The following is a 24,603-nucleotide window of genomic DNA, read 5'->3' on the forward strand; positions in this document are numbered from 1 at the left end:
AGGCTTGCTTTGTGCTCCAAGGCGTTCAGTAGGCCTTGAGACAGATATGGCGCAGCGGACGGGACTCGAACCCGCGACCCCCGGCGTGACAGGCAGGTATTCTAACCGACTGAACTACCGCTGCGTATCGCTTGACCGGCTGAACATAAGGACTCAACCGTCTTTAAACATCTGATCGATCAGCATTGGCTGTTCAATCTCAAGTCCGACACATCGAACCTGGAAAATATGGCGCAGCGGACGGGACTCGAACCCGCGACCCCCGGCGTGACAGGCCGGTATTCTAACCGACTGAACTACCGCTGCGCGTCGGTGCAACCTTTAACGTTGCGTCTTGCCCTGAAGCAAAACTCTCAAGAAGTGGTGGGTGATGACGGGATCGAACCGCCGACCCTCTGCTTGTAAGGCAGATGCTCTCCCGGCTGAGCTAATCACCCTTTGCTTCGTTGAGGCCGCGAAATTTACGCAGGTAGCGGACCTAAGTCAATAGCCTGCTTGAAGTTTTTCTGAAAAAGACAAAATTGCTTCAAGACAGCTATCCACCCTACTCGCTGTAAATCATCTTCTTGCTCATGCCGCCATCCACGACAAACTCTTGCCCGGTAACAAACCCCGCCTGGCGCGACAACAGCCACGCCACCATTGCCGCCACGTCTTCCACCGTACCTACCCTGCCCGCAGGGTGCTGGGCGTGATCGGCGTCACTCAACGGCTCGGCACGCCGGGCCGCCGGGTCACGCGCATCGATCCAGCCGGGGCTGACCGCGTTGACCCGCACTTCCGGCCCCAGGCTCATCGCCAGGGCGTGTGTCAGGGCCAGCAAGCCGCCCTTGCTCGCAGCATAGGCCTCGGTGTCCGGCTCCGATTGGCGAGCCCGCGTCGACGCCAGGTTGACGATAGCGCCGCCGTGGGCGCGCAGATACGGCGCACAGTGCTTGGCCAGCAACATCGGCCCACTGAGGTTCACCGCCAGCACCCGATTCCAGTACGCGAGGTCCAGGCTTTCCAGCGTGATGTTGCGCGGGTCGGCCACCGCCGCGTTGCAGACCAACGCGTCCAGGCGCCCGAACTGCCCCAACACCTCGGCGACCCCCTGGGCGACTTGCTTCTCGTCGGCCACGTCCATGCTGATAAACCAGGCATTCTCACCCAGCACCTTGGACACCTTGGAACCGCGCTCACGGTCCAGGTCGGTCAATACCACCTGCCAGCCTTCGCTGATCAGCCATGCGGCAATCCCGAGGCCAATGCCCCGTGCCGCGCCGGTGACCAGCGCAACACGGCCGTTACTGGCAACTGCGGCTTCCATGGACCACTCGATCACAAGGCTGCCAGCCCGCGAGCCAGGTCAGCCTGCAAGTCCGTCACGTCTTCCAGGCCTACCGCAATGCGGATCAGACTGTCACGAATGCCCGCAGCCTCACGCTCCTGCGGCGCCAGGCGGCCGTGAGACGTGGTGCTCGGGTGGGTAATGGTGGTTTTGCTGTCACCCAGGTTGGCGGTGATGGAGATCAGGCGTGTCGCATCGATAAAGCGCCAGGCGCCCTCTTTGCCGCCCTTCACTTCGAAACTCACCACAGCACCGAAACCGCGCTGCTGACGCTGAGCCAATTCGTGTTGCGGGTGGCTCTTGAGGCCGGCGTAGTGCACCTTCTCGATGCCGTCCTGTTGCTCCAGCCATTCGGCCAGGGCCTGGGCGTTGGCGCAATGGGCCTTCATGCGCAGGCTCAGGGTTTCCAGGCCTTTGAGGAAGATCCAGGCGTTGAACGGGCTCAAGGTCGGGCCAGCGGTGCGCAGGAAGCCGACGACTTCCTTCATCTGTTCGCTGCGACCCGCCACCACACCGCCCATGCAACGGCCCTGGCCATCGATGAACTTGGTGGCCGAGTGCACAACGATATCCGCGCCCAGCTTCAACGGTTGTTGCAACGCCGGAGTGCAGAAGCAGTTGTCCACCACCAGCATTGCGCCCTTGGCGTGCGCCACTTCGGACAACGCAGCGATATCCACTAGTTCGGCCAGAGGGTTGGACGGCGACTCGACGAACAGCAGCTTGGTGTTGGCCTTGATCGCCCCATCCCAGCCGGACAGATCCGCCAGGGGCACGTAATCGACTTCGATGCCGAAACGCTTGAAATACTTCTCGAACAGGCTGATGGTCGACCCGAACACGCTGCGCGACACCAGCACATGGTCGCCAGCGCTGCACAGGCTCATCACCACCGCCAGGATGGCGGCCATGCCGGTCGCCGTTGCAACCGCCTGCTCAGCGCCTTCCAGCGCCGCGATACGCTCTTCGAACGCACGCACGGTCGGGTTGGTGTAACGCGAATACACGTTGCCCGGCACTTCGCCGGCAAAGCGCGCAGCGGCATCGGCCGCAGTACGGAACACGTAGCTGGAGGTGAAGAACATCGGATCACCGTGCTCACCTTCCGGGGTGCGGTGCTGGCCGGCGCGCACAGCCAGGGTATCGAAAGCTACGCCATCGAGGTCGCTGTCCAACCGACCGGCATCCCATTCCTGACTCATGCTGCCACTCCTTACTCAATTCTTTATTTAAGATACAAAACCGGCCCCTCAGGGCCGGTTGTCACTCAGTTGTTGTACAGGTCGATGATCGCGCTGACCGCCTGGGTCTTGATCTTCGACGAGTCGTTGCGCGCCTGCTCGATCTTGTTCAGGTAGGCCTCGTCGACGTCGCCGGTCACGTACTTGCCGTCGAACACCGCGCAGTCGAACTGCTCGATCTTGATCTTGCCACCGCCGACCGCCTCGATCAGGTCTGGCAGGTCCTGGTAGATCAACCAGTCGGCGCCGATCAGGTCGGCCACGTCCTGTGTCGAACGGTTGTGCGCGATCAGCTCGTGGGCGCTCGGCATGTCGATGCCGTACACGTTCGGGTAACGCACGGCAGGCGCTGCGGAACAGAAGTACACGTTCTTCGCACCGGCTTCGCGGGCCATCTGGATGATCTGCTTGCAGGTGGTGCCGCGCACGATGGAGTCATCCACCAGCATCACGTTCTTGCCGCGGAACTCCAGCTCGATGGCATTGAGCTTCTGGCGTACCGACTTCTTGCGCGCTGCCTGGCCCGGCATGATGAAGGTGCGGCCGATGTAGCGGTTCTTCACGAAGCCTTCGCGAAACTTGACGCCCAGGTGGTTGGCCAGTTCCAGCGCAGCGGTGCGGCTGGTGTCCGGGATCGGGATCACTACGTCGATGTCGTGCTCTGGGCGCTCGCGCAGGATCTTCTCGGCCAGCTTCTCGCCCATGCGCAGGCGCGCCTTGTAGACCGAAACGCCGTCGATGATCGAATCCGGACGCGCCAGGTAGACGTGTTCGAAGATGCACGGGGTGAGCTTCGGCGCCACGGCGCACTGACGGGTGTGCAGCTTGCCGTCTTCAGTGATGTACACCGCTTCGCCTGGCGCGAGATCGCGAATCAGGGTGAAGCCCAGCACGTCCAGGGACACGCTTTCGGAAGCGATCATGTACTCGACGCCTTCGTCGGTGTGACGCTGGCCGAACACGATCGGGCGGATGCCGTGCGGGTCACGGAAACCGACGATGCCATAGCCGGTGACCATGGCCACTACCGCGTAACCACCGACGCAACGGTTATGCACGTCAGTAACGGCGGCGAAGACGTCTTCTTCGGTCGGCTGCAGCTTGCCACGCTGGGCCAGCTCGTGGGCGAACACGTTGAGCAGCACTTCCGAGTCGGAACTGGTGTTGACGTGGCGCAGGTCAGATTCGTAGATCTCCTTGGCCAGTTGTTCAACGTTGGTCAGGTTGCCGTTGTGCGCCAGGGTGATGCCGTAAGGCGAGTTGACGTAGAAAGGTTGAGCTTCGGCCGACGTCGAGCTACCGGCAGTCGGATAACGCACATGGCCAATGCCCATATGCCCGACCAGGCGCTGCATATGACGCTGATGGAACACGTCACGTACCAGACCATTGTCCTTGCGCAGGAATAACCGGCCGTCGTGGCTGGTCACAATACCGGCAGCGTCCTGGCCGCGGTGCTGGAGGACGGTTAGCGCGTCATACAGCGCCTGATTGACGTTCGACTTACCGACGATACCGACGATGCCACACATGCGACGCAACCCCTACTTAATGAATCTTGACTGAACACAACTTACTGAGGCGTTTTGGCCGGCAAGAGGTGTTCCTTGAACGGAAGATCAGCGGGTACGCTGATTCCGCTGGCCAGCCACTGACTGCTCCACCCCAGAATGAGGTTCTTGGACCAGTCTGCAACCAATAGAAATTTTGGCACGAGTACCGACTCCTGCCACCACGAATCCTGCTGTACCGGCCCCAGGCTCAAGAGCCCGACCGCCACGACCACCAGCAACGCGCCACGCGCGGCGCCGAAGGCCATGCCGAGAAATCGATCGGTCCCGGAGAGGCCGGTGACACGTATCAACTCGCCAATAAGATAATTGACCATTGCCCCCACCAGCAGCGTGGCGATGAACATGATGGCGCAGCCCGCGATGACGCGAGCCGAAGGTGTCTCGATGTATCCGGCCAGGTAGACCGACAATGAACCACCGAACATCCAGGCTACGACTCCTGCGATGATCCAGGTCAGCAACGACAGTGCTTCTTTGACGAAGCCGCGGCTTAGACTGATCAAAGCGGAGATGGCGACGATTGCAACAATCGCCCAATCAACCCAGGTAAATGGCACGTTGGAGCCTACGGACAGATGAGGCGGCGCATTTTAGCAGAGCGTCGGGCTGTCGGTAAGCTGTGATTGTGGCTGCCTTGCAAATCAGTAGTTTGGGGTGAGCAAATCCGCTTTCAACCCCGCTCAGGCTGGAACCGGGTCACGAAACCCTTGAGGTTCTGCTGGCGATCCAGCAAATCCCGCAGGCGGTCTGCCTCGGCACGCTCGATCAGCGGCCCGATAAACACCCGGTTCTTGCCATCGGCACTACGGATATAGGCGTTGTAGCCTTGGCTACGCAGCTTCTTCTGCAACGCGTCGGCGCCCTCGCGGCTGCCCAGGCTGGCCACCTGGATCGACCAACTGATCGGCAAGCCATTCGGATCGATGCGGCTCTGGCCGACATCCGGCTTGCCCGGCGCGGCGGGCTGCGGCGCTACCGGCTTGGGCGCAGGTGCCGGCGCAGCAGGCTTGGCCGCTACGGTCGGCGCAGGCGCCGGCTTGACCACCGGCACGCTCGGCTGCACCGGCATCGACGGCGCTTGCTGTGCGACTACCTGAGCATCAGTCGGCACCGGCTCCTCCTCCGGCAAGGCCTGAGGCTCTGGAACCACCACTGGCTCAACCTGCACCTGAGGCACTGCGGGCGCCTGGGGCGCGGCCGGCGCCTCGACAACGACCTGACGCTCTTCATCCTGGCGAGAAAACAGCATTGGCAGGAAGATCACCGCCAATGCCACCAGCACCAGGGCACCGACCATTCGCTGCTTGTATGCGCTATCCAGTAATGCCATGTGCAGCTTCCTCCGTGGAGCGCCGGGCTAACCACTCAAGCGCCTCGGCAACACAATAAAATGACCCGAACAACAGAATCTCATCGTTGGGCGTGGCAATGGCGCACTGCGCTTCAAGGGCATCGGTCACGCTTGCATACGACGTCACCGGCGCAGCAAGGTTCTGCAAGGCCGCTTCCAGCTCGGCGGCCGGGCGGCTGCGCGGTGTATCCAGCGGCGCGACGGCCCAGGCCTGGACACTGCCCAGCAAGGGCGCGACCACACCCTCCAGGTCCTTGTCGGCCAGCAGGCCGAACACGGCCAAGCGACGACCGACCGGCGGCGTGCGCGACAGACGCTGCGCCAGGTACTCGGCCGCATGGGGGTTATGCCCCACGTCCAGCAGCAGGTTCAGGCGCTTGCCCTGCCATTCGAATTCACGTCGGTCCAGACGCCCTACCACGCGAGTCGCCAGCAAGGTGGCCGCGATCTGTTCGGCATTCCACGGCAGATCCAGCAGCAGATAGGCTTGCAGCGCGAGCGCGGCGTTTTCCATCGGTAGGTTCAGCAGCGGCAGGCCGCTCAGCTCGACGACCTGGCCACGGGCATCACGCCCACGCCACTGCCAGTCAAAGGCGCCGATCTGGAGATTGAATTCGCGGCCACGCAGGAAAAATGGGCAATCCAGCTCACGCACCTTGTCCAGCAAGGTGTGCGGAGGATCGATATCACCACATAACGCCGGCTTGCCCTGGCGGAAGATCCCGGCCTTTTCATAGGCCACGGACTCACGGGTATTGCCAAGATAGTCGGCGTGGTCCACGCCAATACTGGTGATCAACGCCAAATCGGCATCCACCACGTTGACCGTATCCAGGCGCCCACCCAAGCCGACTTCCAGCACGACCACATCCAGTTGCGCACGCTCGAACAGCCAGAACGCCGCCAGGGTGCCCATCTCGAAGTAAGTCAGGGAGATCTCGCCCCGGCCCGCATCGAGTGCGGCGAAGGCTTCGCAGAGTTGCTCATCCGTGGCTTCGACACCATTGAGCTGCACCCGCTCGTTATAACGCAGCAGGTGCGGGGAATTGTAGACGCCGACTTTCAGCCCCTGGGCCTGCAGCAGCGCCGCGACAAAGGCACAGGTAGAGCCTTTGCCATTGGTGCCGGTCACCGTGATCACTCGCGGCGCCGGGCGGCCCAACCCGAGGCGGGCCGCTACCTGTTGCGAGCGCTCCAGGCCCATGTCGATGGCGGACGGATGCAACTGCTCAAGGTAGGCGAGCCACTCGCCCAGGGTACGTTGGGTCATAGGTTTGCAGGCACCGGCGGCACGACGATCGGCTCGACTTTAGGCGCGACGTACACCGGAGTCGGCAGGCCCATCATTTGCGCCAGCAGGTTGCCCAGGCGTGGGCGCAGCTCACCGCGCGGGATGATCAGGTCGATCGCACCGTGCTCCAGCAGAAACTCGCTGCGCTGGAAACCTTCCGGCAGTTTTTCACGCACGGTCTGCTCGATCACGCGCGGGCCGGCAAAGCCGATCAGCGCCTTGGGCTCGCCGACGATCACGTCACCCAGCATCGCCAGGCTGGCGGAAACGCCGCCGTAGACCGGGTCGGTCAGCACGGAGATGAACGGGATACCTTCTTCACGCAGGCGTGCCAGGACCGCAGAAGTCTTGGCCATTTGCATCAGGGAGATCAGGGCTTCCTGCATGCGCGCACCACCGGAGGCCGCGAAGCAGATCATCGGGCAACGGTTTTCCAGGGCATAGTTGGCGGCGCGGACAAAGCGCTCACCGACGATGGCGCCCATGGAGCCACCCATGAAGGAGAACTCGAATGCCGACACCACGACCGGCATGCCCAGCAGCTTGCCGCTGACGGAAATCAGGGCGTCTTTCTCACCGGTCTGCTTTTGCGCAGCGGTCAGGCGGTCCTTGTACTTCTTGCCATCACGGAACTTCAGACGGTCAACCGGCTCCAGGTCGGCGCCCAACTCGTTACGGCCTTCGGCGTCGAGGAAGATGTCGATGCGGGCGCGGGCGCCGATACGCATGTGGTGGTTGCACTTGGGGCAAACGTCCAGGGTCTTTTCCAGCTCCGGGCGGTACAGCACCGCGTCGCAGGATGGGCACTTGTGCCACAGACCTTCAGGAACCGAGCTTTTCTTCACCTCGGAACGCATGATCGAAGGGATCAGTTTGTCTACTAACCAGTTGCTCATGCTTTCTTTCTCCAGTACCGGTGGCTTGAACACAGCCCCGCGTATGCCCTTGAGCTAAATTCATATGTGGCGATGACACAGGCTGGACGGGGTCAGACGTTCGACCGGCCTTTTCCTGCCTGTATCCTCAGCCTTCCAGACAACCTGCCAGCGCAGGGTTGCCACTTCGTTTCCGGGCCACCACAGGCGGCGCCGGGCTGTTTTACACAGTGGTAGTTATGGACGGCGGCAGACTGCCAGCCGTCACATTGCACCCCTGCTGTTGCGCACAGCCTGCATGAATGCGCGAATCTTGCTGTGATCCTTGATGCCCTTGCCCTGCTCCACCCCACCGCTGACATCCACGGCATACGGTCGCACCTGTTCGATTGCCGCCCCGACATTTGCGGGGTTGAGCCCGCCGGCCAGGATGATCGGCTTGCTCAAGCCTGCGGGAATCAGCGACCAGTCGAACGCTTCGCCAGTACCGCCGGGTACGCCTTCGACATAGGTGTCCAGCAAAATCCCGCGGGCACTGCCGTAGGCGGAACACGCCGCCGCGATATCATCCCCGGCTTTGACACGCAGCGCCTTGATATACGGCCGCTGGTAACTTTCACATTCCTCAGGCGTTTCGTCGCCATGGAACTGCAACATGTCCAAGGCTACGGCATCCAGGGTTTCGTTGAGCTCGCAGCGACTGGCATTGACGAACAGACCCACGGTGGTCACGAACGGCGGCAATGCGGCGATGATCGCTCGCGCCTGCAGCACGTTCACCGCCCGTGGGCTCTTGGCATAAAACACGAAACCGATGGCATCCGCCCCTGCCTCGACCGCCGCCAGCGCGTCTTCTATGCGGGTAATCCCGCAAATCTTGCTGCGAACGGCTGACATGTCGTGGAAACCTCCAGGGTTGGACCGAGAAAGCCCCGGATGGTAACAAAAGCTTTTCCGGGCGTCAGCCGCCAAGTTCGCTGAAACCTGTGAGGAAGTGTGGTCCGATGAAACGCTCCGGCAACTCGAACTCGTCGCGGTACTCCACATCCACCAGGTAAAGGCCGAACGGGTGTGCCGTGACCCCTCCCGTGCGACGAACGCGGCTTTCCAGCACTTCCCTGGCCCACTCTACCGGACGCTCGCCAGTGCCGATGGTCATCAGCACCCCGGCGATGTTGCGCACCATGTGATGCAGGAAGGCCCCGGCACGGATATCCAGCACGATCATCTTGCCGTGACGAGTCACCCGCAGGTGGTGGACCTCCTTGATCGGCGACTTGGCCTGGCACTGGCCAGCACGGAAGGCGCTGAAATCATGCACACCCACCAGGTGCTGCGCAGCCTCGGCCATGCGCTCGGCATCCAGCGGGCGGTGGTTCCAGGTAATTTCTTCGTTGAGGTGCGCCGGGCGGATCTGGTCGTTGTAGATCACATAGCGATAGCGCCGGGCGATGGCCTTGAAACGCGCATGAAAATGCGCCGGCATGACCTTGGCCCAACTGACGCTGACGTCATGGGGCAAATTGATATTTGCGCCCATCACCCAGGCCTTCATTGACCGCTCGGCCTGAGTGTCAAAATGCACCACTTGGCCACAGGCATGCACACCGGCGTCGGTACGCCCGGCGCACATCAGCGATACCGGTGAATCGGCGACTTTCGACAGGGCGTTCTCCAGGGTCTCCTGCACCGTCAGCACGCCGGACGCCTGACGCTGCCAGCCGCGATAGCGCGAGCCCTTGTATTCCACGCCCAAGGCGATGCGGTAAAAGCCTGCGGCCGCCATTTCGGCGGTCGGGTTATCTATATTTGCCAAGAACTGAGAGCCTGATGAGTTGCGCGAAGGCGGCCATTATGCCGGTTTGCAGGAGAGCCCACAAAAGCAAAACGGCGACCCGAAGGTCGCCGCTGTTTGAACAACGGGCTGTCAAGCCAACCGACCGAGCATTTCCTTGGCTTCGCCGCGTTGAACCTCATCGCCTTCGGTCAACACTTCGGAAAGGATATCCCGCGCGCCGTCCGCATCGCCCATGTCGATATAGGCCTGGGCCAGATCGAGCTTGGTAGCCACCTCATCCGTGCCGGAGAGGAAGTCGAATTCCGGCTCATCATCGCCCAGCGCCGCGTCTTCCGCGGTAAAGGACGGCTCGATGGACGGATGTTCCAGGCTCTGGGACAGGCGATCCAGCTCGGCGTTGACATCATACAGTTCCGACGTGAAAGCATCGGGCTTGGCGGCCGCTTCCGGCTCATCAGCCAGGGACAGGTCGAAATCCTCCGGCAAATCGAAGTCATCCAATGCCGCAGGCGTGAGGGTCGGCGGCTCCACGGCCGGCACGTCCTTCATCTGCTCTTCCAGGCCCGAGAGGAAGTCGTCGTCGGATTGTGCCGAAGCCGGGGCATCCAGTTGCAGGTCGAGATCGAAGTCCGACAAGTCGTCCGTCTCGGCCTTGGCTTCGGTCTGCTGCTGCAACAGCGACTCAAAGGTCTGCTGATCGTCCTTGATCTGAGCCGGGGAAGCTTCTTCAAGATCGTCCAGGCTGAGATCGAAATCAGTGTCAAAGGCCTCCGGCTGCGCAGGCGCCGGTTTGTCTTCGAGCAAATCCTTGACGTATTGAGCATCCAGGGCAGCAGCCGCCACCGCGGCACTGACACCCGCCGCCAACACGGCCATGGCCGGGAAGCGAGTCTTGAGCTGCTCGACCTGGGCGTGGTTTTCACCATTGGCCACCAGTTGACGCTCCTGGGTCACGAAGCCGTCCTTGTCGTTTTGCAGGCCGTAGACTTCCATCAACTTCAAGCGCAGGTCGCTGCGCTTGGGCTCATGCTTGATCGCTTGCTCCAGCACGTCGGCAGCCTGGTTCAGGTGGCCACGATCGATATGAGACTGGGCCTGGGCCAGCGCATCGTTTGAATTCACCGGGGCCACGGCAACCGCCAGCGGCGCAAGTACGGAAGCAACAGTCGGCACAACAACCGCCGGTTCAACCACCGGAGCCGGGGCCGGTGCGGCGGCCAGCTTTACGCTGGGCGGCGGCGTCTCCAGGCCTTCGAAGCTGCTCGGCGGCAGGTCGTCATGAAGGTTCGAGGTGAACTCCGGCTCTTCAGCCAGGGCCCGCGCCATGCGCAGGTGTTTTTCCTCTTCGCGGCGCGCATTGCGATGGCGCGCCCACAACAGCAGGAGCAGCAGCACCAGCAGGCCCGCCGCCCCCCCGATCACACCGAGAACAATCGGGTTGGTCAGCAGTTCATTGAATTTGCCGTCGGCGCTGGCCGGTGCCGCGTCCGCCTTGACCGGCTCAGGCGCTGGCGCGACGGGTGCAGGGGTGGCGACCTCGGGCGTAGCAGGTGCAGTGGATGGCTCGCCTGCCAACTGCGCGGGCATCGCGGCAGTCGCCGGAGCAGCCGGAACACCCTTTTCAGCCTGCAAGCGGGCGAGCTGATCGTTTTTCAGTTGAATCAGTTTTTGCAGCTTGTCCAACTGGCTTTGCAGGTCTGCCGCGCGGCTTTTCAGCTCTTCGTTGTCGCGACGGGTGGTGTCCAGTTGCTCCTGGGTCATCGCCAGCTTGTCGCTGAGTGCCGCGCTGTCGCCCGCCTTGCCCTTGGCGCCCTTCTTGGCGGCCTCGGCCGACACCAGGCTCAGGTTGTCTTTGGTGTTGGTACTTGCGGGCGCGTTACCGGCCTGGGTGCGCTTGGTGGCGTCCAGTTGCTGCTTGCCCGCTGCCGGGTTGGTGGCGGCGCGTCGGCCCTGGCGCCAGGCGGCATTTTGCGCGCTCACCTCAGCAATTGCCTGGGGTTGCGGCAGTGCAGTGCTTTGTACGGCATCTGGCAGACGCAGGACCTGGCCGGTTTTCAGCCGGTTGATATTGCCGTCTATGAACGCATCCGGGTTCAGCGCCTGGATCGCCAGCATGGTCTGCTGCACGGAGCCGCCATTACGGTGCTTCGCGGCGATTTCCCACAGGGTGTCGCGGGAGGTGGTGGTGTGCTGTGCCGGTTTGCTCGCGGCGGGCGCGGCGTTGGTCGGCGCAGCCAGACGCGGCGCAGGCGCGGCAGCGGTGGGTGCCGGCTGCTCGAACTTGGCCGGGTCGAGCAACACGCTGTAGTCACGCATCAAACGGCCATTAGGCCATTGCACCTGCAACAGGAAACGCACGTAGGAATCAGGCAACGGCTTGCTGGAGGTGACGCGCACCACGCTGCGGCCGTTTGGATTGACCACCGGGGTAAACGTCAGGTCATCGAGAAACGCCTGGCGATCAACGCCCGCGTCCACAAATGCCTGGGTCGAAGCCAGGCTTGGCGTGATCTCGGAGGCCGTGAGGCCACCGACATCGAGCAATTCGATTTCCACCGCCAACGGCTGGTTCAACTTCGACTTGAGGGTCATCTCCCCCAGCTGCAGCGCCTGCGCCATACCGGAGGACAGCGCCGAGGCGGCCGCTATTGCTAACACCAGTTTGCGAACTTGAACCATAGCCTCATCCTTTGTTTGAACACTCCCCGGCCTGCGAGAAGGTTGGTAACCGCTGCCATAAGGCATGGCGAGCCGATAGGTCACCGACGCGCAACTTTTCCTGCCTGGGACCAAGCATAGCGCCTGGCTAGAATCAATCTACAAATTGCCGCCAAGTATCTTTTACGCAAGGCCTTTTATCAACAACTGCGCCAGCTGCACGGCATTCAGTGCGGCGCCTTTGCGTACGTTATCTGACGTCAGCCACAGATTTAGTTCCGCCGGGTCATCCACACCTGCCCTGACGCGACCGACGTAGACCACATCCTGGCCCACTGCATCGCCGACGGCTGTAGGAAAATCCCCTTCATCCACAAGCTCGATGCCCGGCGCAGCGTCAAGTGCACGGCTCACTGTCGCCAGATCAACCGCCGCCCCCAGTTGCAAGGACACTGTCAGGCTATCGCCAAAAAACACCGGCGCTTGAACGCAGGTTGCGGAAATCTTTAGCAAAGGTAATTCCAGCACTGCACGCAACTCATGGACCAGGCGTTTTTCCAGGGCCGTATGCCCCTGGGCGTCTGGCGTGCCAACCTGCGCCAACAGGTTGAAGGCGACCTGCCGATCAAAGAACTTCGGCTCCAGCGGGCGCATATTCAGCAGCTCGGCGGTTTGCCGGGCCAGTTCGCTGACGGCTTCACGCCCTTGGGCCGACATCGCCAGGCTGGCGGTGACGTTCACCCGCTGGATATCCAGCAAGCCCCGCAGAGGCGCCAGCACCACCGCCAGGTTGGTCGCCGACGGGCTGGGGCTGCCGAGCTGGAACGGCTTCTTCAGCCCCTCCAACACGTGGGCATTGGCCTCCGGCACCACGTGCGGAGCCTGCGTGGCCGGCAAGGCGCCGGACAAGTCGATCACCGAGCACCCAGCCGCCGTGGCACGCGGCGCAAAACTCAGGGTGACCGCCGGCCCCGCCGCAAAGAACGCCAACTGCGCCTTGCTGAAGTCGAATTCGTCGACCTCCTTGACCCGCACATTCTTGCCACGAAAGGGCACGGAGGCGCCGGCCGAGTTGTTGCCCGCCAGCAGATACAGAGTGCCCACCGGAAAATCCAACTCTTCCAGGATCTGCACCAGGGTTTCGCCGACGGTGCCGGTGGCGCCGATCACGGCGATTTCAAAAGTCTGGGTCATGGGGGCTGCCTCGGGCATTGCGGGGGGAGCGGCACTTTACCGGGTGGTGGGGGGTGAGGCAATTAAGCTGGCATTTGTGGTAGGGCTGATGGCCTTATCGGGGGCAAGCCCCCTCCCACACTCGAACGGGTTCGCAGGTCAAAATGTGGGAGGGGGCTTGCCCCCGATGAGGCCCGACCAAACAACAAAAAACCCGCGCCTGTCACCAGAGCGCGGGTTTCCATCATTGCCTCACGCGATCAACGCTCCAGCAAGATCCGCAACATGCGGCGCAGCGGCTCGGCCGCGCCCCACAGCAACTGGTCGCCCACGGTGAACGCACCGAGGAACTGGCTGCCCATGTTCAGTTTGCGCAGACGACCCACCGGTACATTCAGGGTGCCGGTGACCTTGGTCGGGCTCAGTTCCTGCATGCTGATATCACGGTTGTTCGGCACCAGCTTGACCCACGGGTTGTGCTGGCTGATCAACGCTTCGATATCGGTGATCGGCACGTCTTTGTTCAGCTTGATGGTCAGCGCCTGGCTGTGGCAGCGCATCGCGCCGATGCGCACGCAGATGCCGTCCACCGGGATCGGGCTCTTGAAGCGGCCGAGGATCTTGTTGGTCTCGGCCTGGGCCTTCCACTCTTCGCGGCTCTGGCCGTTCGGCAGTTCCTTGTCGATCCATGGGATCAGGCTACCGGCCAACGGCACGCCGAAGTTTTCGGTCGGGTAAGCATCGCTGCGCATCGCTTCGGCCACGCGGCGGTCGATGTCGAGGATCGCGCTGGCCGGGTCGGCCAGTTGATCGGCGACCGCGGCGTGGGTCGCACCCATCTGCTTGATCAGCTCACGCATATTCTGCGCGCCGGCCCCAGAGGCCGCCTGATAGGTCATGGCACTCATCCACTCGACCAAGCCAGCTTCGAACAAGCCGCCCAGGCCCATCAGCATCAGGCTGACGGTGCAGTTGCCGCCGACGTAGTTCTTGGTGCCGGCATCCAACTGCTGGTCGATGACCTTGCGGTTCACCGGGTCGAGGATGATCACCGCGTCGTCCTGCATGCGCAGGCTCGAGGCGGCGTCGATCCAGTAACCCTGCCAGCCGGCTTCGCGCAGCTTGGGGAAGACTTCGCTGGTGTAGTCGCCACCCTGACAGGTCAGAATCACGTCGAGGGTTTTCAGCTCTTCAATGTTGTAGGCGTCCTTGAGCGGAGCAATATCCTTGCCCACGGACGGCCCCTGGCCACCCACATTCGAAGTGGTGAAAAACACCGGCTCGATAAGATCGAAATCCTGCTCTTCCAGCATCCGCTGCATGAGCACGGAACCGACCATACCGCGCCAACCGATCAGACCTACACGTTTCATCGCAACTACACCTTGTTAAAAAGTGGGCCGCCTTGCAGCAACAACTGCAAGCGGGCCCGAGAGATTACAGATTCCGCAGCGCGGCGACTACTGCGTCGCCCATTTCTTGCGTACCGACCTTGGTGCAACCCTGCGACCAGATGTCGCCGGTGCGCAACCCCTGATCCAGCACCAGGCTCACGGCTTTCTCGATGGCATCCGCCGCGTCGCTCAGGTTGAAGCTGTAACGCAGCATCATCGACACCGACAAAATGGTCGCCAGCGGGTTGGCAATGCCCTGGCCCGCGATGTCCGGCGCCGAACCGTGGCAAGGCTCGTACATGCCCTTGTTGTTGGTGTCCAGGGACGCCGACGGCAGCATGCCGATGGAACCGGTGAGCATCGACGCCTGGTCGGACAGGATGTCGCCGAACAGGTTGTCGGTGACGATCACGTCGAACTGCTTCGGCGCACGCACCAGTTGCATGGCGGCGTTGTCGACGTACATGTGGCTCAGTTCGACGTCCGGGTAGTCCTTGGCCACTTCTTCGACGATTTCGCGCCACAGTTGGCTGGAGGCCAGTACGTTGGCCTTGTCCACCGAGCAGACCTTCTTGCCACGCACGCGGGCCATGTCGAAGCCGACACGGGCGATACGGCGGATTTCACTCTCGCTGTACGGCAGGGTGTCGTAGGCCTGGCGCTCGCCATTTTCCAACTCGCGCACGCCGCGTGGCGAGCCGAAGTAGATACCGCCGGTCAACTCACGCACGATCAGGATATCCAGGCCCGCGACCACTTCCGGCTTGAGGCTCGAGGCGTCGGCCAGTTGCGGGTAGAGGATCGCCGGGCGCAGGTTGCCGAACAGGCCCAGTTGCGCACGGATTTTCAGCAGGCCGCGCTCAGGGCGGATGTCACGTTCGATCTTGTCCCATTTCGGGCCGCCCACGGCGCCGAGCAGTACGGCGTCGGCCGCACGCGCGCGCTCCAGGGTCTCATCGGCCAGCGGTACGCCATGCAAGTCGATGGCCGCGCCGCCGATCACATCGTGGCTCAGCTCGAAACCCAGGCTGTACTTGCTGTTGGCGAGTTCCAGCACCTTGACCGCTTCGGCCATGATTTCCGGACCAATACCGTCGCCAGGGAGAATCAGAATCTGCTTGCTCATGCGTTCCTCATTTCATCAAGCGACCCGCCCGTGGGCAGGTCGGGAAAAAACAATCAGCGTTCGGCGAAGACCACCAGCACGTCGGTGCTGAAGGTGCCGTCAGCCTGAATTTCGTAATAATCGCGCACTTCCTGACCCATCGCCTGTTGCAGCTCGAGGATCGCCGCGCGCAGCACCTGCGGCGTGCGCATGCGCTCGACCCACGAGGTGTATTCCAGGCGCAGGCGCTGGCGACTGCTGGTTCGTACATGCAGACCGGATTCGCTGAGCTGCTGCATCCACTCGGCGGCAGAGTAATCGCGCACGTGGCTGGTGTCGCGCAGCACTTCAACGGTTTGCAGGTAAGTGTCCAACAGCGGGCTGCCCGGTGACAAGACATCGACGAAGGCCGCCACGCCACCCGGCTTGAGCACCCGGCGCACTTCACGCAGGGCCAGGCCGAGGTCGCTCCAGTGGTGGGCCGAATAACGGCTGAACACGAAGTCGAACTCGCCATCGGCGAACGGCAGGCGCTCAGCGGCGCCGTTCACGGTGCGGATATTGTCCAGACCACGGTCCGTCGCAGCGGCGGCGACCACGTCGAGCATCTGCTGGGACAGGTCGTAGGCGACCACTTCATTGACCAGCGGCGCGACGTGAAAGCTGACATGACCGGCACCGCAGCCCAGGTCCAGCAGTCGCGCACTGCCCTGCCCGGCCAGTTCGGCCTGGAGCAGCGCGAATTCGGTGCCCTGGGCGTGCACGGCACTGCTCAGGTAGGCGGAGGCTTGCTCGCCGAATTGTTTTTGCACAACTTGGGTGTGGGCGGTGGTGGTCATGGTGGTTTCCTTGGGTTTTGGGGTGTTGGTACTGGCGCTATCGCAGGCAAGCCAGCTCCCACAGTTGGAATGCATTCCAATGTAGGAGTCGGGCTTGCCCGCGATGGGGCCCGCACGGTTACCGCCAATCAGGCATCGCGAAACAACCAAGGCTGGCTCGCCCGGTGCCTGGCTTCAAACGCGGCAATCGCATCGCCGTCCTGCAAGGTCAGGCCGATATCGTCCAGGCCGTTGATCAGGCAGTGCTTACGGAACGCATCCACTTCAAAGTGATACACCTTGCCGTCTGGACGGGTCACAGTCTGCGCGGCCAGGTCAACGGTCAGTTGGTAGCCCTCTTCGGCCTCGACCTGCTTGAACAGCTCGTCCACTTCGGCATCGCTCAAGATGATCGGCAGCAGGCCGTTCTTGAAGCTGTTGTTGAAGAAGATGTCGGCATAGCTCGGCGCGATGATGCTGCGAAAGCCATACTCTTCCAGGGCCCATGGCGCGTGTTCACGGCTGGAACCGCAGCCGAAGTTTTCCCGGGCCAGCAAGACGCTGGCGCCCTGGTAACGCTCGGCGTTGAGCACAAAATCCTTGTTCAGCGGGCGCTTGGAGTTGTCCTGGTAGGCGTAGCCCACATCCAGGTAGCGCCACTCGTCGAACAGGTTCGGGCCGAAGCCGGTGCGCTTGATCGACTTCAAGAACTGCTTGGGAATGATCTGGTCGGTGTCGACGTTGGCGCGATCCAAAGGGGCGACAAGGCCGGTGTGTTGGGTAAAAGCACGCATCGGGTATTCCTCAGATCAATTCGCGAACGTCGATGAAACGACCGTTGACGGCAGCGGCGGCGGCCATGGCCGGGCTGACCAGGTGGGTACGCCCACCGGCGCCCTGACGCCCTTCGAAGTTACGGTTGGAGGTGGACGCGCAGTGCTCACCCGACTCCAGGCGGTCCGGGTTCATCGCCAGGCACATGGAGCAGCCCGGCTCACGCCATTCAAAACCGGCCTCGAGGAAAATCTTGTCCAAGCCTTCGGCTTCAGCCTGCGCCTTGACCAGGCCCGAGCCCGGCACCACGATGGCTTGCTTGATAGTCGAAGCCACTTTGCGGCCCTTGGCGATCACCGCCGCGGCGCGCAGGTCTTCGATCCGCGAGTTGGTGCAGGAACCGATGAACACGCGATCCAACTGAATGTCGGTAATCGCCTGGTTGGCCTTCAAGCCCATGTACTTCAAGGCGCGCTCAATGGAGCCGCGCTTGACCAGGTCGGCTTCCTGCGCGGGGTCCGGCACGTTCTGGTCGACAGCCAGGACCATCTCCGGCGAGGTACCCCAGCTGACTTGCGGCTTGATCTGGGCAGCGTCGAGCTCGACCACGGTGTCAAACACCGCATCGGCATCGGAGACCAGGTCTTTCCAGGCTTCGACAGCGGCGTCCCAATCTTTGCCTTGTGGGGCAAATGGACGGCCCTTGACGTATTCAACGGTCTTTTCGTCCGCCGCCACCATGCCCACGCGGGCACCGGCTTCGATGGACATGTTGCAGATGGTCATGCGGCCTTCGATGGACAGGTCGCGAATCGCGCTGCCGGCGAACTCGATGGCATGGCCGTTACCGCCGGCGGTGCCGATCTTGCCGATCACGGCGAGCACGATGTCCTTGGCGGTCACGCCGAACGGCAACTGGCCTTCGACTTTAACCAACATGTTCTTCATCTTTTTGGCGACCAGGCACTGGGTGGCGAACACATGTTCCACCTCGGAGGTGCCGATACCGTGGGCCAAGGCGCCGAACGCACCGTGGGTGGACGTATGGGAGTCGCCGCACACCACGGTCATGCCCGGCAAGGTGGCGCCCTGCTCCGGACCGATCACGTGCACGATGCCTTGACGCACGTCATTCATCTTGAATTCAGTGATGCCATATTCGTCGCAGTAGTCATCGAGGGTCTGCACCTGCAAACGCGACACCTGGTCGGCAATGGCTTCGATGCCGCCCTTGCGCTCAGGGGTGGTCGGCACGTTGTGGTCCGGGGTGGCGATGATGGAGTCGACGCGCCAAGGCTTGCGCCCGGCCAGCCGCAGGCCTTCGAACGCTTGGGGCGAGGTCACTTCATGGATGATGTGGCGGTCGATATAGATCAGCGACGAACCATCGTCGCGCCGTTTCACTTCATGGGAATCCCAAAGCTTGTCGTAAAGCGTTTTGCCGGCCATCAGTCGGTCCTCATCAGCGGTGTTTCTCTATGCCGGGCTTTTCAATAACCCTTTGGCTTGTGAGGCTGATGGTATGGCGCTACATTAAATAACTCAAATTCATATTTTTTATGCTTTGGATTACCAACTGGAATACACCATGGACCTGGCCAACCTCAATGCCTTTATCGCCATCGCCGAGACCGGCAGCTTCTCAGGTGCCGGTGAGCGCCTGCACCTGACCCAGCCGGCCATCAGCAAGCGCATTGCCGGCCTGGAGCAACAATTGAAGGTGCGCCTGTTCGATCGCCTGGGCCGTGAAGTCGGTCTGACGGAGGCCGGACGGGCCTTGCTGCCACGCGCCTATCAGATCCTCAACGTGCTGGACGACACGCGCCGCGCCCTCACCAACCTCACCGGCGAAGTCAGCGGGCGCCTGACCCTGGCCACCAGCCACCATATCGGCCTGCATCGCCTGCCGCCGGTGCTGCGCGCCTTCACCCGGGCGTACCCGAATGTGGCGCTGGATATTCAGTTTCTCGATTCGGAAGTGGCCTACGAAGAAATCCTCCACGGCCGCGCCGAAGTGGCGGTGATCACCCTGGCGCCCGATCCCCACAACCTGGTGCGCGCCACCCCGGTGTGGGACGACCCACTGGATTTCGTGGTGGCGCCAGAGCACAGCCTGATCAGCAACGGCCACGTCAACCTGGCCGATATTGCCGGCCACCCGGCAGTGTTTCCCGGCGGCAACACCTTCACCCACCATATCGTCAGCCGGTTGTTCGAAGCCCAGGGCCTCACGCCGAATATCGCGATGAGCACCAACTACCTGGAAACGATCAAGATGATGGTGTCGATCGGCCTGGCCTGGAGCGTGTTGCCGCGCACCATGCTCGATGATCAGGTGGCAAGTATCGCTTTGCCGGGCATACAGCTCAGTCGCCAGCTAGGCTATATCGTGCACACCGAAAGGACGCTGTCGAATGCTGCGCGGGCTTTCATGAGCCTATTGGATGCACAGGTCGATCTGCCAGGGATACCGGCATGAAACCGTGCGGCCTCAAGGTCTGAACTGTACCGCGCCATACGCCCATCGAGCCAAGGCCCTTTGATAATGCGCAACCCCGTCGACTCCGTGCCACCCCTGCCCCGCATTTACGCCCTGGACCCCCAAGAGGCGGAACAAAGCTGGGACAGTGCCCCGCAACTGCTGGCCGCGCTCAACGCTGCCCGGCTGGGCGCCTGGTGCTGGGAAATCGACACCGGCAGGATAAGCTGGTCGCGGGGCACCCAGGCGCTGTTCGGCTTTGACCCGCGCCAGCCACTGCCCAAGGACCTGGACTATCTGGACCTGCTGGCACCGGCGGATCGCGCCAGGGTGGTACGGGCCTTTCACGCGGTGCTGGCGGGCGAGCCGTTCGAGCAGGCCATGCACCACCGTATCCAATGGCCCGACGGCAGCTTCCACTGGTTGGAAATCAACGGCAGCCTGTTACCGGACAAGGCCGGACGCCGGCGCATGATCGGCGTGATCCGCGAAATCACCCACCAACGCGAGCGGGAAAGCGCCCTCAGCCACTCCGAAAAGCGCTTCGCCACGCTGTTTCACTTGTGCCCCAACATGGTCTTGCTGACGCGCCAGTCCGACGGACTGATCAGTGAAGCCAACCAGTATTTCGAGATGCTCTTCGGCTGGCCGGTCGCCGATGCCATCGGCCGCACCACCCTGGACCTGGGCCTGTGGCGCCACCCCGAGCAACGCGCGCAGCTGGTCAAGGCCACCCAGCGCAAGGGCGAGCCCATCACCATGGAGGTGCAATTTTGCGCCAGTAACGGCCAAATCCACGATGGCACGCTCAGCGCACAAAAAGTCGAACTGGAGGGCGAGGCCTACCTGATCAGTACGTTTCTCGACACCACTGAGCGCAAAAACGCCGAGCAGGCCCTCAAGGACAGCCAGGAGCGCCTCGACCTGGCCCTGGACTCGGCGCAACTGGGCACCTGGGACTGGCACATCCCCACCGGCATGCTCTACGGCTCGGCCCGCGCCGCCCAATTGCACGGCCTGCCGCCGGAGCCGTTCCATGAGTTCTTCGACGCCTTCTTCGAGGGCATGCCCGATGAAGAGCGCGATAGCATGCGCAACGCCTACCGCACCCTACGCGAAGGCCCGGCCGGCAACTATCAGCTGACGTATCGCGTGCCCATGGAAGACGGCAGCTCACGCTACCTCGAAAGCCGCGCCCGCCTGTACCGCGATGAGCACGGGGCGCCCCTGCGTATGGCCGGCACTCTGCTGGATATCACCGACCAGGTGGAACGCGAACAACGCCTGACCGCTTCCGAAGAAAAATTTGCCAGCCTGTTCCAGGCCAGCCCGGACCCGATCTGCGTCACCTGTCTGGAGGGCGGCGCGTTTATCGAGATCAACCCCGCGTTTACCCAGACCTTTGGCTGGACGGCCGCCGAGGTCATCGACAAAAGCGCCGAAGAGATCGGCCTGTGGGACGAGTCGAGCAAGCGCCTGCAGCGTATCGAGCGGGTGATCCGCGAGCAGGCATTGAACAATGTGGCGATCGTGGTGCATCACAAGAGCGGCCAAAGCCTGACCTGCGTGATATCCAGCCGTCTGATCAAGGTGGGCGACCAGTCGTGCATCGTCACCACGCTGCGCGATATCACCCAGCAGCAGCGCTCGGAAGCGGCGCTCAAGGCCAGCGAAGAGAAGTTCGCCAAGGCCTTCCATTCCAGCCCCGACGCCATTTCCATCACTGAGCGCGACACCGGTCGATATGTGGAGGTCAACGACGGCTTCTGCCGCCTGACCGGCTACCGCGCCGAGGAAGCCATTGGCCTGACGCTGTATCAGATCGGCATCTGGGCCGATGAAAACCAGCGCGCCGCGCTGCTGGCCGAGTTGCAGATCAAGGGCCGCATTCATCACCTGGAAATGCTCTGGCACAACAAGCGCGGCGAGTTGCTGGCGGTGGAAGTCTCGGTGGAGCCCATCACCCTGAATGAAACCCCGTGCCTGTTGCTGACCGCCCGCGATGTGAGCCTGCTGAAAAACGCCCAGGCGCAGATCCGCCACCTGGCCTATCACGACCCGCTGACCAACCTGCCCAACCGCGCCCTGCTGATGGACCGCCTGAGCCAGCAGATCGCCTTGCTCAAGCGCCACAATTTGCGCGGCGCACTGCTGTTCCTCGACCTCGACCACTTCAAGCACATCAATGATTCCCTCGGCCACCCGGTGGGTGACACGGTGTTGAAGATTGTCACCGCGCGCCTGGAAGCCAGCGTGCGCATGGAAGACACCGTGGCGCGCCTGGGGGGAGATGAGTTTGTGGTGCTGCTCAGCGGCTTGGAAGGCTCGCGCATGGAAGTCAGCGGCCAGGTGCAGGAGTTGGCCGACACCCTGCGTGAGTTGCTCTCGGAGCCGATGTTCCTGGACGGTCATCGCCTGCAGGTCACGCCAAGCATTGGCGTGGCATTGATTCCCGATCACGGCTCCACGCCAGCGGACTTGCTCAAGCGTGCCGACATCGCCCTGTATCGCGCCAAGGATTCAGGGCGCAACACCACGCAGATGTTTCACAACAGCATGCAAAAAACCGCCAGCGAACGCCTGCGCATGGAGACAGACTTGCGCCTGGCCTTATCACGTGGCGAGTTCAGCGTGCATTACCAACCCCAGGTGGACGCGCGGGGCAACAAGATCGTCGGCGCCGAGGCCCTGGTACGCTGGCAACACCCGCAATTGGGCGCTCAGTCACCTTCCGAATTCATCAAGGTGCTGGAAGACAGCGGCCTGATCCTTGAGGTGGGCACTTGGATCCTGGATGAAGCCTGCGCGGCCTTTCAACAACTGATCCACGAAGGCTTGGTAGACCCACTGAATTTCAGCCTGTGCGTGAACATCAGCCCCCGGCAGTTTCGCCAGAACGACTTCGTGGAGCGGGTGGAGCGCAGCCTCAAGCAACATCAGTTGCCGTTCAGCCTTTTGAAACTGGAGATCACCGAAGGCATCGTGATCCAGAATCTGGACGACACCATCAGCAAAATGCGCCGCCTGAAAAAACTCGGCGTTAGTTTTGCCATGGACGACTTCGGCACCGGCTATTCATCGCTCACTTACCTCAAGCGGCTGCCGGTGGATGCGCTGAAGATCGACCAGTCCTTTGTGCGCGACGCGACCCATGACCCCAACGACGCTGAAATCATCCGTGCGATTGTGGCAATGGCCCGCAGCCTGAACCTGGAAGTGATCGCCGAAGGCGTTGAAACCCCGGAGCAACTGGCATTCCTGCAAAAACTGGGCTGCCATTTGTTCCAGGGTTATTTGCATAGCCGACCCTTGCCGATCGAGGGATTCCGGCAACTGTTGAAGTAGCCCCTCACACCAGCTTCAATGCCCACATTGCTCTATCGGACCACCCCGATGCCATCAAGCCGAGCTTTTGGCCGTAGTTGTCCACCGAGCCGCCTATGGCCACAACCGAATGCCAGTGGTCTGCGAGGGTGCCAATGGCGCCTCTGGCCAACTCTTGTGGACTGCTCTGCCGCACGTAGGCAGACAACCCCAACCTGCGCAACACCTGGCCCGGCGCTTCTCCGTCGTTCAACGAATGCATGGCGTCCTCGAAACTGCGGCCAGCACGCATGTCATTGTTCTCCATTTGCGCACGCTTGGCGCTCACGGCATACAAAAAAATAGCGTCGTCCTTGAGCGCCTGGTCAGAACCGTCCAGGTTTGCCCCATGCTCGGCCTTGCGCCGCTCTTCATGGCTGAGAAACACCTTGTAGCCATCACGCATGATCACCTCAAAACCACCGGGTACAGCGCTGAGACTTTTGTAAATGCCCGCGGGATTCTGGCCAAACCTCATCATCGCGGCTTTGATCGCCGACACCGCGACACAATTACCTTCGGCACCTTGATAAAAGCCGCTCCATATATTCTTGGGTTTCATGCCGACCGGCATCTGTGAAACAACCGTGTTTCTGCCATTCGGCGAAGCCGTGTCGGGTTGGGCTTTGTCGTTGAACAGCCGGTAGCCGTACCCGCGGTCAACACGGCGCCTACCGTTGCAGTCGTGCCTGACGCCATCGAGAACAAACGCACTGCCTCGGCTATGCGTCTCGAGCACACCCGCCCCCCCATCACCCACCATCTGATGCGCCGGAACATATTGCGACAGCCCGTACACACCCATGCCCTGCAGCCCTCGCAGCGTCGTCTCACCCTGCAGAGTGTCAGCCAGAGCGTCCTCAAAGCGGTGATAGCCGCCCATCACCTGCTTACGTTTAACATAGGCGGCGAGCGCGACGTTGGCGCTGTCGACTGCGTCGCTGTCTGCGCCGGTGAAACGGGAGGCGCGCCTTGTCTGTTCGAGTTCGTGGTGGGAAATCTTTCCCTTGAACTCATCCTTCATGGTGAAGGCATACCCCCCGGCAGCCGGTGCGAACCAGGCAAACATGTCTTCAGGTCTTGGCCCAAAGGTTGCCATCATCATCTTGATGACCGCCGCAAGGGTGCTGGTATCAAAGTTCTCGCCAAAATGCCGCCGAGAAGCCTCAAAGCCAACGCCCTTTGCGGTCGGTTTGGCAACCGCCTGCTCCGTAGCGTGGGTAACGTGCCTGTAGTCCGGTGAATTTCCCCAGCCGACAGGAGGAGCAAAGACAGCAAAGGTCATAAACCCTCCGAAACCAAATTGAATGAGTGAAAAAAACGCTGCCCCCCAACCAGCCCTCCCCAATCGCACCTGTGATCGGGGAGGCTGGATCCCT

Annotated in this window: 19 protein-coding genes and 3 tRNA genes; 2 read left to right on the forward strand and 20 right to left on the reverse strand. The window is 62.0% G+C overall.

The window, feature by feature from the left end:
• Positions 1–47: 47 nt before the first annotated feature.
• The 19 genes from LUU92_RS19165 to leuC form a co-directional block, all read right to left on the reverse strand.
• Positions 48–124: transfer RNA gene (locus LUU92_RS19165), tRNA-Asp, on the reverse strand.
• A gap of 105 nt (positions 125–229) precedes the next feature.
• A tRNA-Asp gene (locus tag LUU92_RS19170) sits at positions 230–306 on the reverse strand.
• Positions 307–361: 55 nt separating this feature from the next.
• Positions 362–437, reverse strand: a tRNA-Val gene (locus LUU92_RS19175).
• 107 nt (positions 438–544) lie between these two features.
• On the reverse strand, positions 545–1,309 hold the full coding sequence (locus LUU92_RS19180; RefSeq protein WP_071492214.1) for an SDR family oxidoreductase: 765 nt from the start codon (positions 1,307–1,309) through the stop codon (positions 545–547).
• Positions 1,310–1,320: 11 nt separating this feature from the next.
• On the reverse strand, positions 1,321–2,532 hold the full coding sequence (locus LUU92_RS19185) for an O-succinylhomoserine sulfhydrylase (protein ID WP_071492215.1): 1,212 nt from the start codon (positions 2,530–2,532) through the stop codon (positions 1,321–1,323).
• A gap of 65 nt (positions 2,533–2,597) precedes the next feature.
• A complete protein-coding gene (purF, locus tag LUU92_RS19190; protein WP_058426877.1) occupies positions 2,598–4,103 on the reverse strand; it encodes an amidophosphoribosyltransferase in 1,506 nt (501 codons plus the stop codon).
• Positions 4,104–4,144: 41 nt separating this feature from the next.
• Entirely contained in the window at positions 4,145–4,702 is a 558-nt protein-coding gene (locus tag LUU92_RS19195) for a CvpA family protein (RefSeq protein WP_003192538.1), read from the reverse strand.
• Positions 4,703–4,815: 113 nt separating this feature from the next.
• Positions 4,816–5,475 (reverse strand): SPOR domain-containing protein, encoded by a 660-nt coding sequence (locus LUU92_RS19200; RefSeq protein ID WP_257102492.1) that lies wholly within the window; start codon positions 5,473–5,475, stop codon positions 4,816–4,818.
• Positions 5,459–6,766, reverse strand: a complete 1,308-nt coding sequence (folC, locus tag LUU92_RS19205) for a bifunctional tetrahydrofolate synthase/dihydrofolate synthase (protein ID WP_257102493.1) — start codon at positions 6,764–6,766, stop codon at positions 5,459–5,461. The genes LUU92_RS19200 and folC overlap by 17 nt, the downstream gene beginning before the upstream one ends.
• Complete coding sequence (gene accD / locus LUU92_RS19210; protein ID WP_025856447.1) at positions 6,763–7,683, reverse strand: acetyl-CoA carboxylase, carboxyltransferase subunit beta; 921 nt, start codon at positions 7,681–7,683, stop codon at positions 6,763–6,765. The genes folC and accD overlap by 4 nt, the downstream gene beginning before the upstream one ends.
• A 243-nt stretch (positions 7,684–7,926) precedes the next feature.
• On the reverse strand, positions 7,927–8,559 hold the full coding sequence (locus LUU92_RS19215) for a phosphoribosylanthranilate isomerase (RefSeq protein WP_071492218.1): 633 nt from the start codon (positions 8,557–8,559) through the stop codon (positions 7,927–7,929).
• 64 nt (positions 8,560–8,623) lie between these two features.
• Positions 8,624–9,448 carry a tRNA pseudouridine(38-40) synthase TruA gene (gene truA / locus LUU92_RS19220; protein ID WP_071492219.1) on the reverse strand — a complete coding sequence of 275 codons (825 nt, stop codon included), beginning with the start codon at positions 9,446–9,448 and terminating at the stop codon, positions 8,624–8,626.
• Positions 9,449–9,589: 141 nt separating this feature from the next.
• A complete protein-coding gene (locus tag LUU92_RS19225) occupies positions 9,590–12,139 on the reverse strand; it encodes a FimV/HubP family polar landmark protein (protein WP_257102494.1) in 2,550 nt (849 codons plus the stop codon).
• Between the two features lie 162 nt (positions 12,140–12,301).
• Positions 12,302–13,312 carry an aspartate-semialdehyde dehydrogenase gene (locus LUU92_RS19230; RefSeq protein WP_257102495.1) on the reverse strand — a complete coding sequence of 337 codons (1,011 nt, stop codon included), beginning with the start codon at positions 13,310–13,312 and terminating at the stop codon, positions 12,302–12,304.
• A gap of 239 nt (positions 13,313–13,551) precedes the next feature.
• Positions 13,552–14,664 carry an aspartate-semialdehyde dehydrogenase gene (gene asd / locus LUU92_RS19235; protein WP_092250344.1) on the reverse strand — a complete coding sequence of 371 codons (1,113 nt, stop codon included), beginning with the start codon at positions 14,662–14,664 and terminating at the stop codon, positions 13,552–13,554.
• A 64-nt stretch (positions 14,665–14,728) separates the two neighbouring features.
• Positions 14,729–15,811, reverse strand: a complete 1,083-nt coding sequence (leuB, locus tag LUU92_RS19240; RefSeq protein WP_071492222.1) for a 3-isopropylmalate dehydrogenase — start codon at positions 15,809–15,811, stop codon at positions 14,729–14,731.
• A 53-nt stretch (positions 15,812–15,864) separates the two neighbouring features.
• Positions 15,865–16,629, reverse strand: a complete 765-nt coding sequence (locus LUU92_RS19245) for a class I SAM-dependent methyltransferase (RefSeq protein WP_222540085.1) — start codon at positions 16,627–16,629, stop codon at positions 15,865–15,867.
• Positions 16,630–16,757: 128 nt separating this feature from the next.
• Entirely contained in the window at positions 16,758–17,402 is a 645-nt protein-coding gene (gene leuD / locus LUU92_RS19250) for a 3-isopropylmalate dehydratase small subunit (protein WP_058426887.1), read from the reverse strand.
• A gap of 10 nt (positions 17,403–17,412) precedes the next feature.
• Positions 17,413–18,831 carry a 3-isopropylmalate dehydratase large subunit gene (gene leuC / locus LUU92_RS19255; RefSeq protein ID WP_058426888.1) on the reverse strand — a complete coding sequence of 473 codons (1,419 nt, stop codon included), beginning with the start codon at positions 18,829–18,831 and terminating at the stop codon, positions 17,413–17,415.
• 139 nt (positions 18,832–18,970) lie between these two features.
• Between leuC and LUU92_RS19260 the strand changes: the two genes are divergently transcribed.
• Together LUU92_RS19260 and LUU92_RS19265 are read left to right on the forward strand one after the other, a co-directional pair.
• A complete protein-coding gene (locus tag LUU92_RS19260; protein WP_071492224.1) occupies positions 18,971–19,861 on the forward strand; it encodes a LysR family transcriptional regulator in 891 nt (296 codons plus the stop codon).
• 66 nt (positions 19,862–19,927) lie between these two features.
• On the forward strand, positions 19,928–23,206 hold the full coding sequence (locus LUU92_RS19265; protein WP_071492225.1) for an EAL domain-containing protein: 3,279 nt from the start codon (positions 19,928–19,930) through the stop codon (positions 23,204–23,206).
• A gap of 4 nt (positions 23,207–23,210) precedes the next feature.
• Here LUU92_RS19265 and LUU92_RS19270 read toward each other — a convergent pair whose 3' ends face one another.
• Positions 23,211–24,509 carry a hypothetical protein gene (locus LUU92_RS19270; RefSeq protein WP_071492226.1) on the reverse strand — a complete coding sequence of 433 codons (1,299 nt, stop codon included), beginning with the start codon at positions 24,507–24,509 and terminating at the stop codon, positions 23,211–23,213.
• Positions 24,510–24,603: the final 94 nt, after the last annotated feature.

It is taken from the genome of Pseudomonas extremorientalis, from assembly GCF_024584605.1.
Classification (GTDB): Bacteria; Pseudomonadota; Gammaproteobacteria; order Pseudomonadales; family Pseudomonadaceae; genus Aquipseudomonas; species Aquipseudomonas extremorientalis.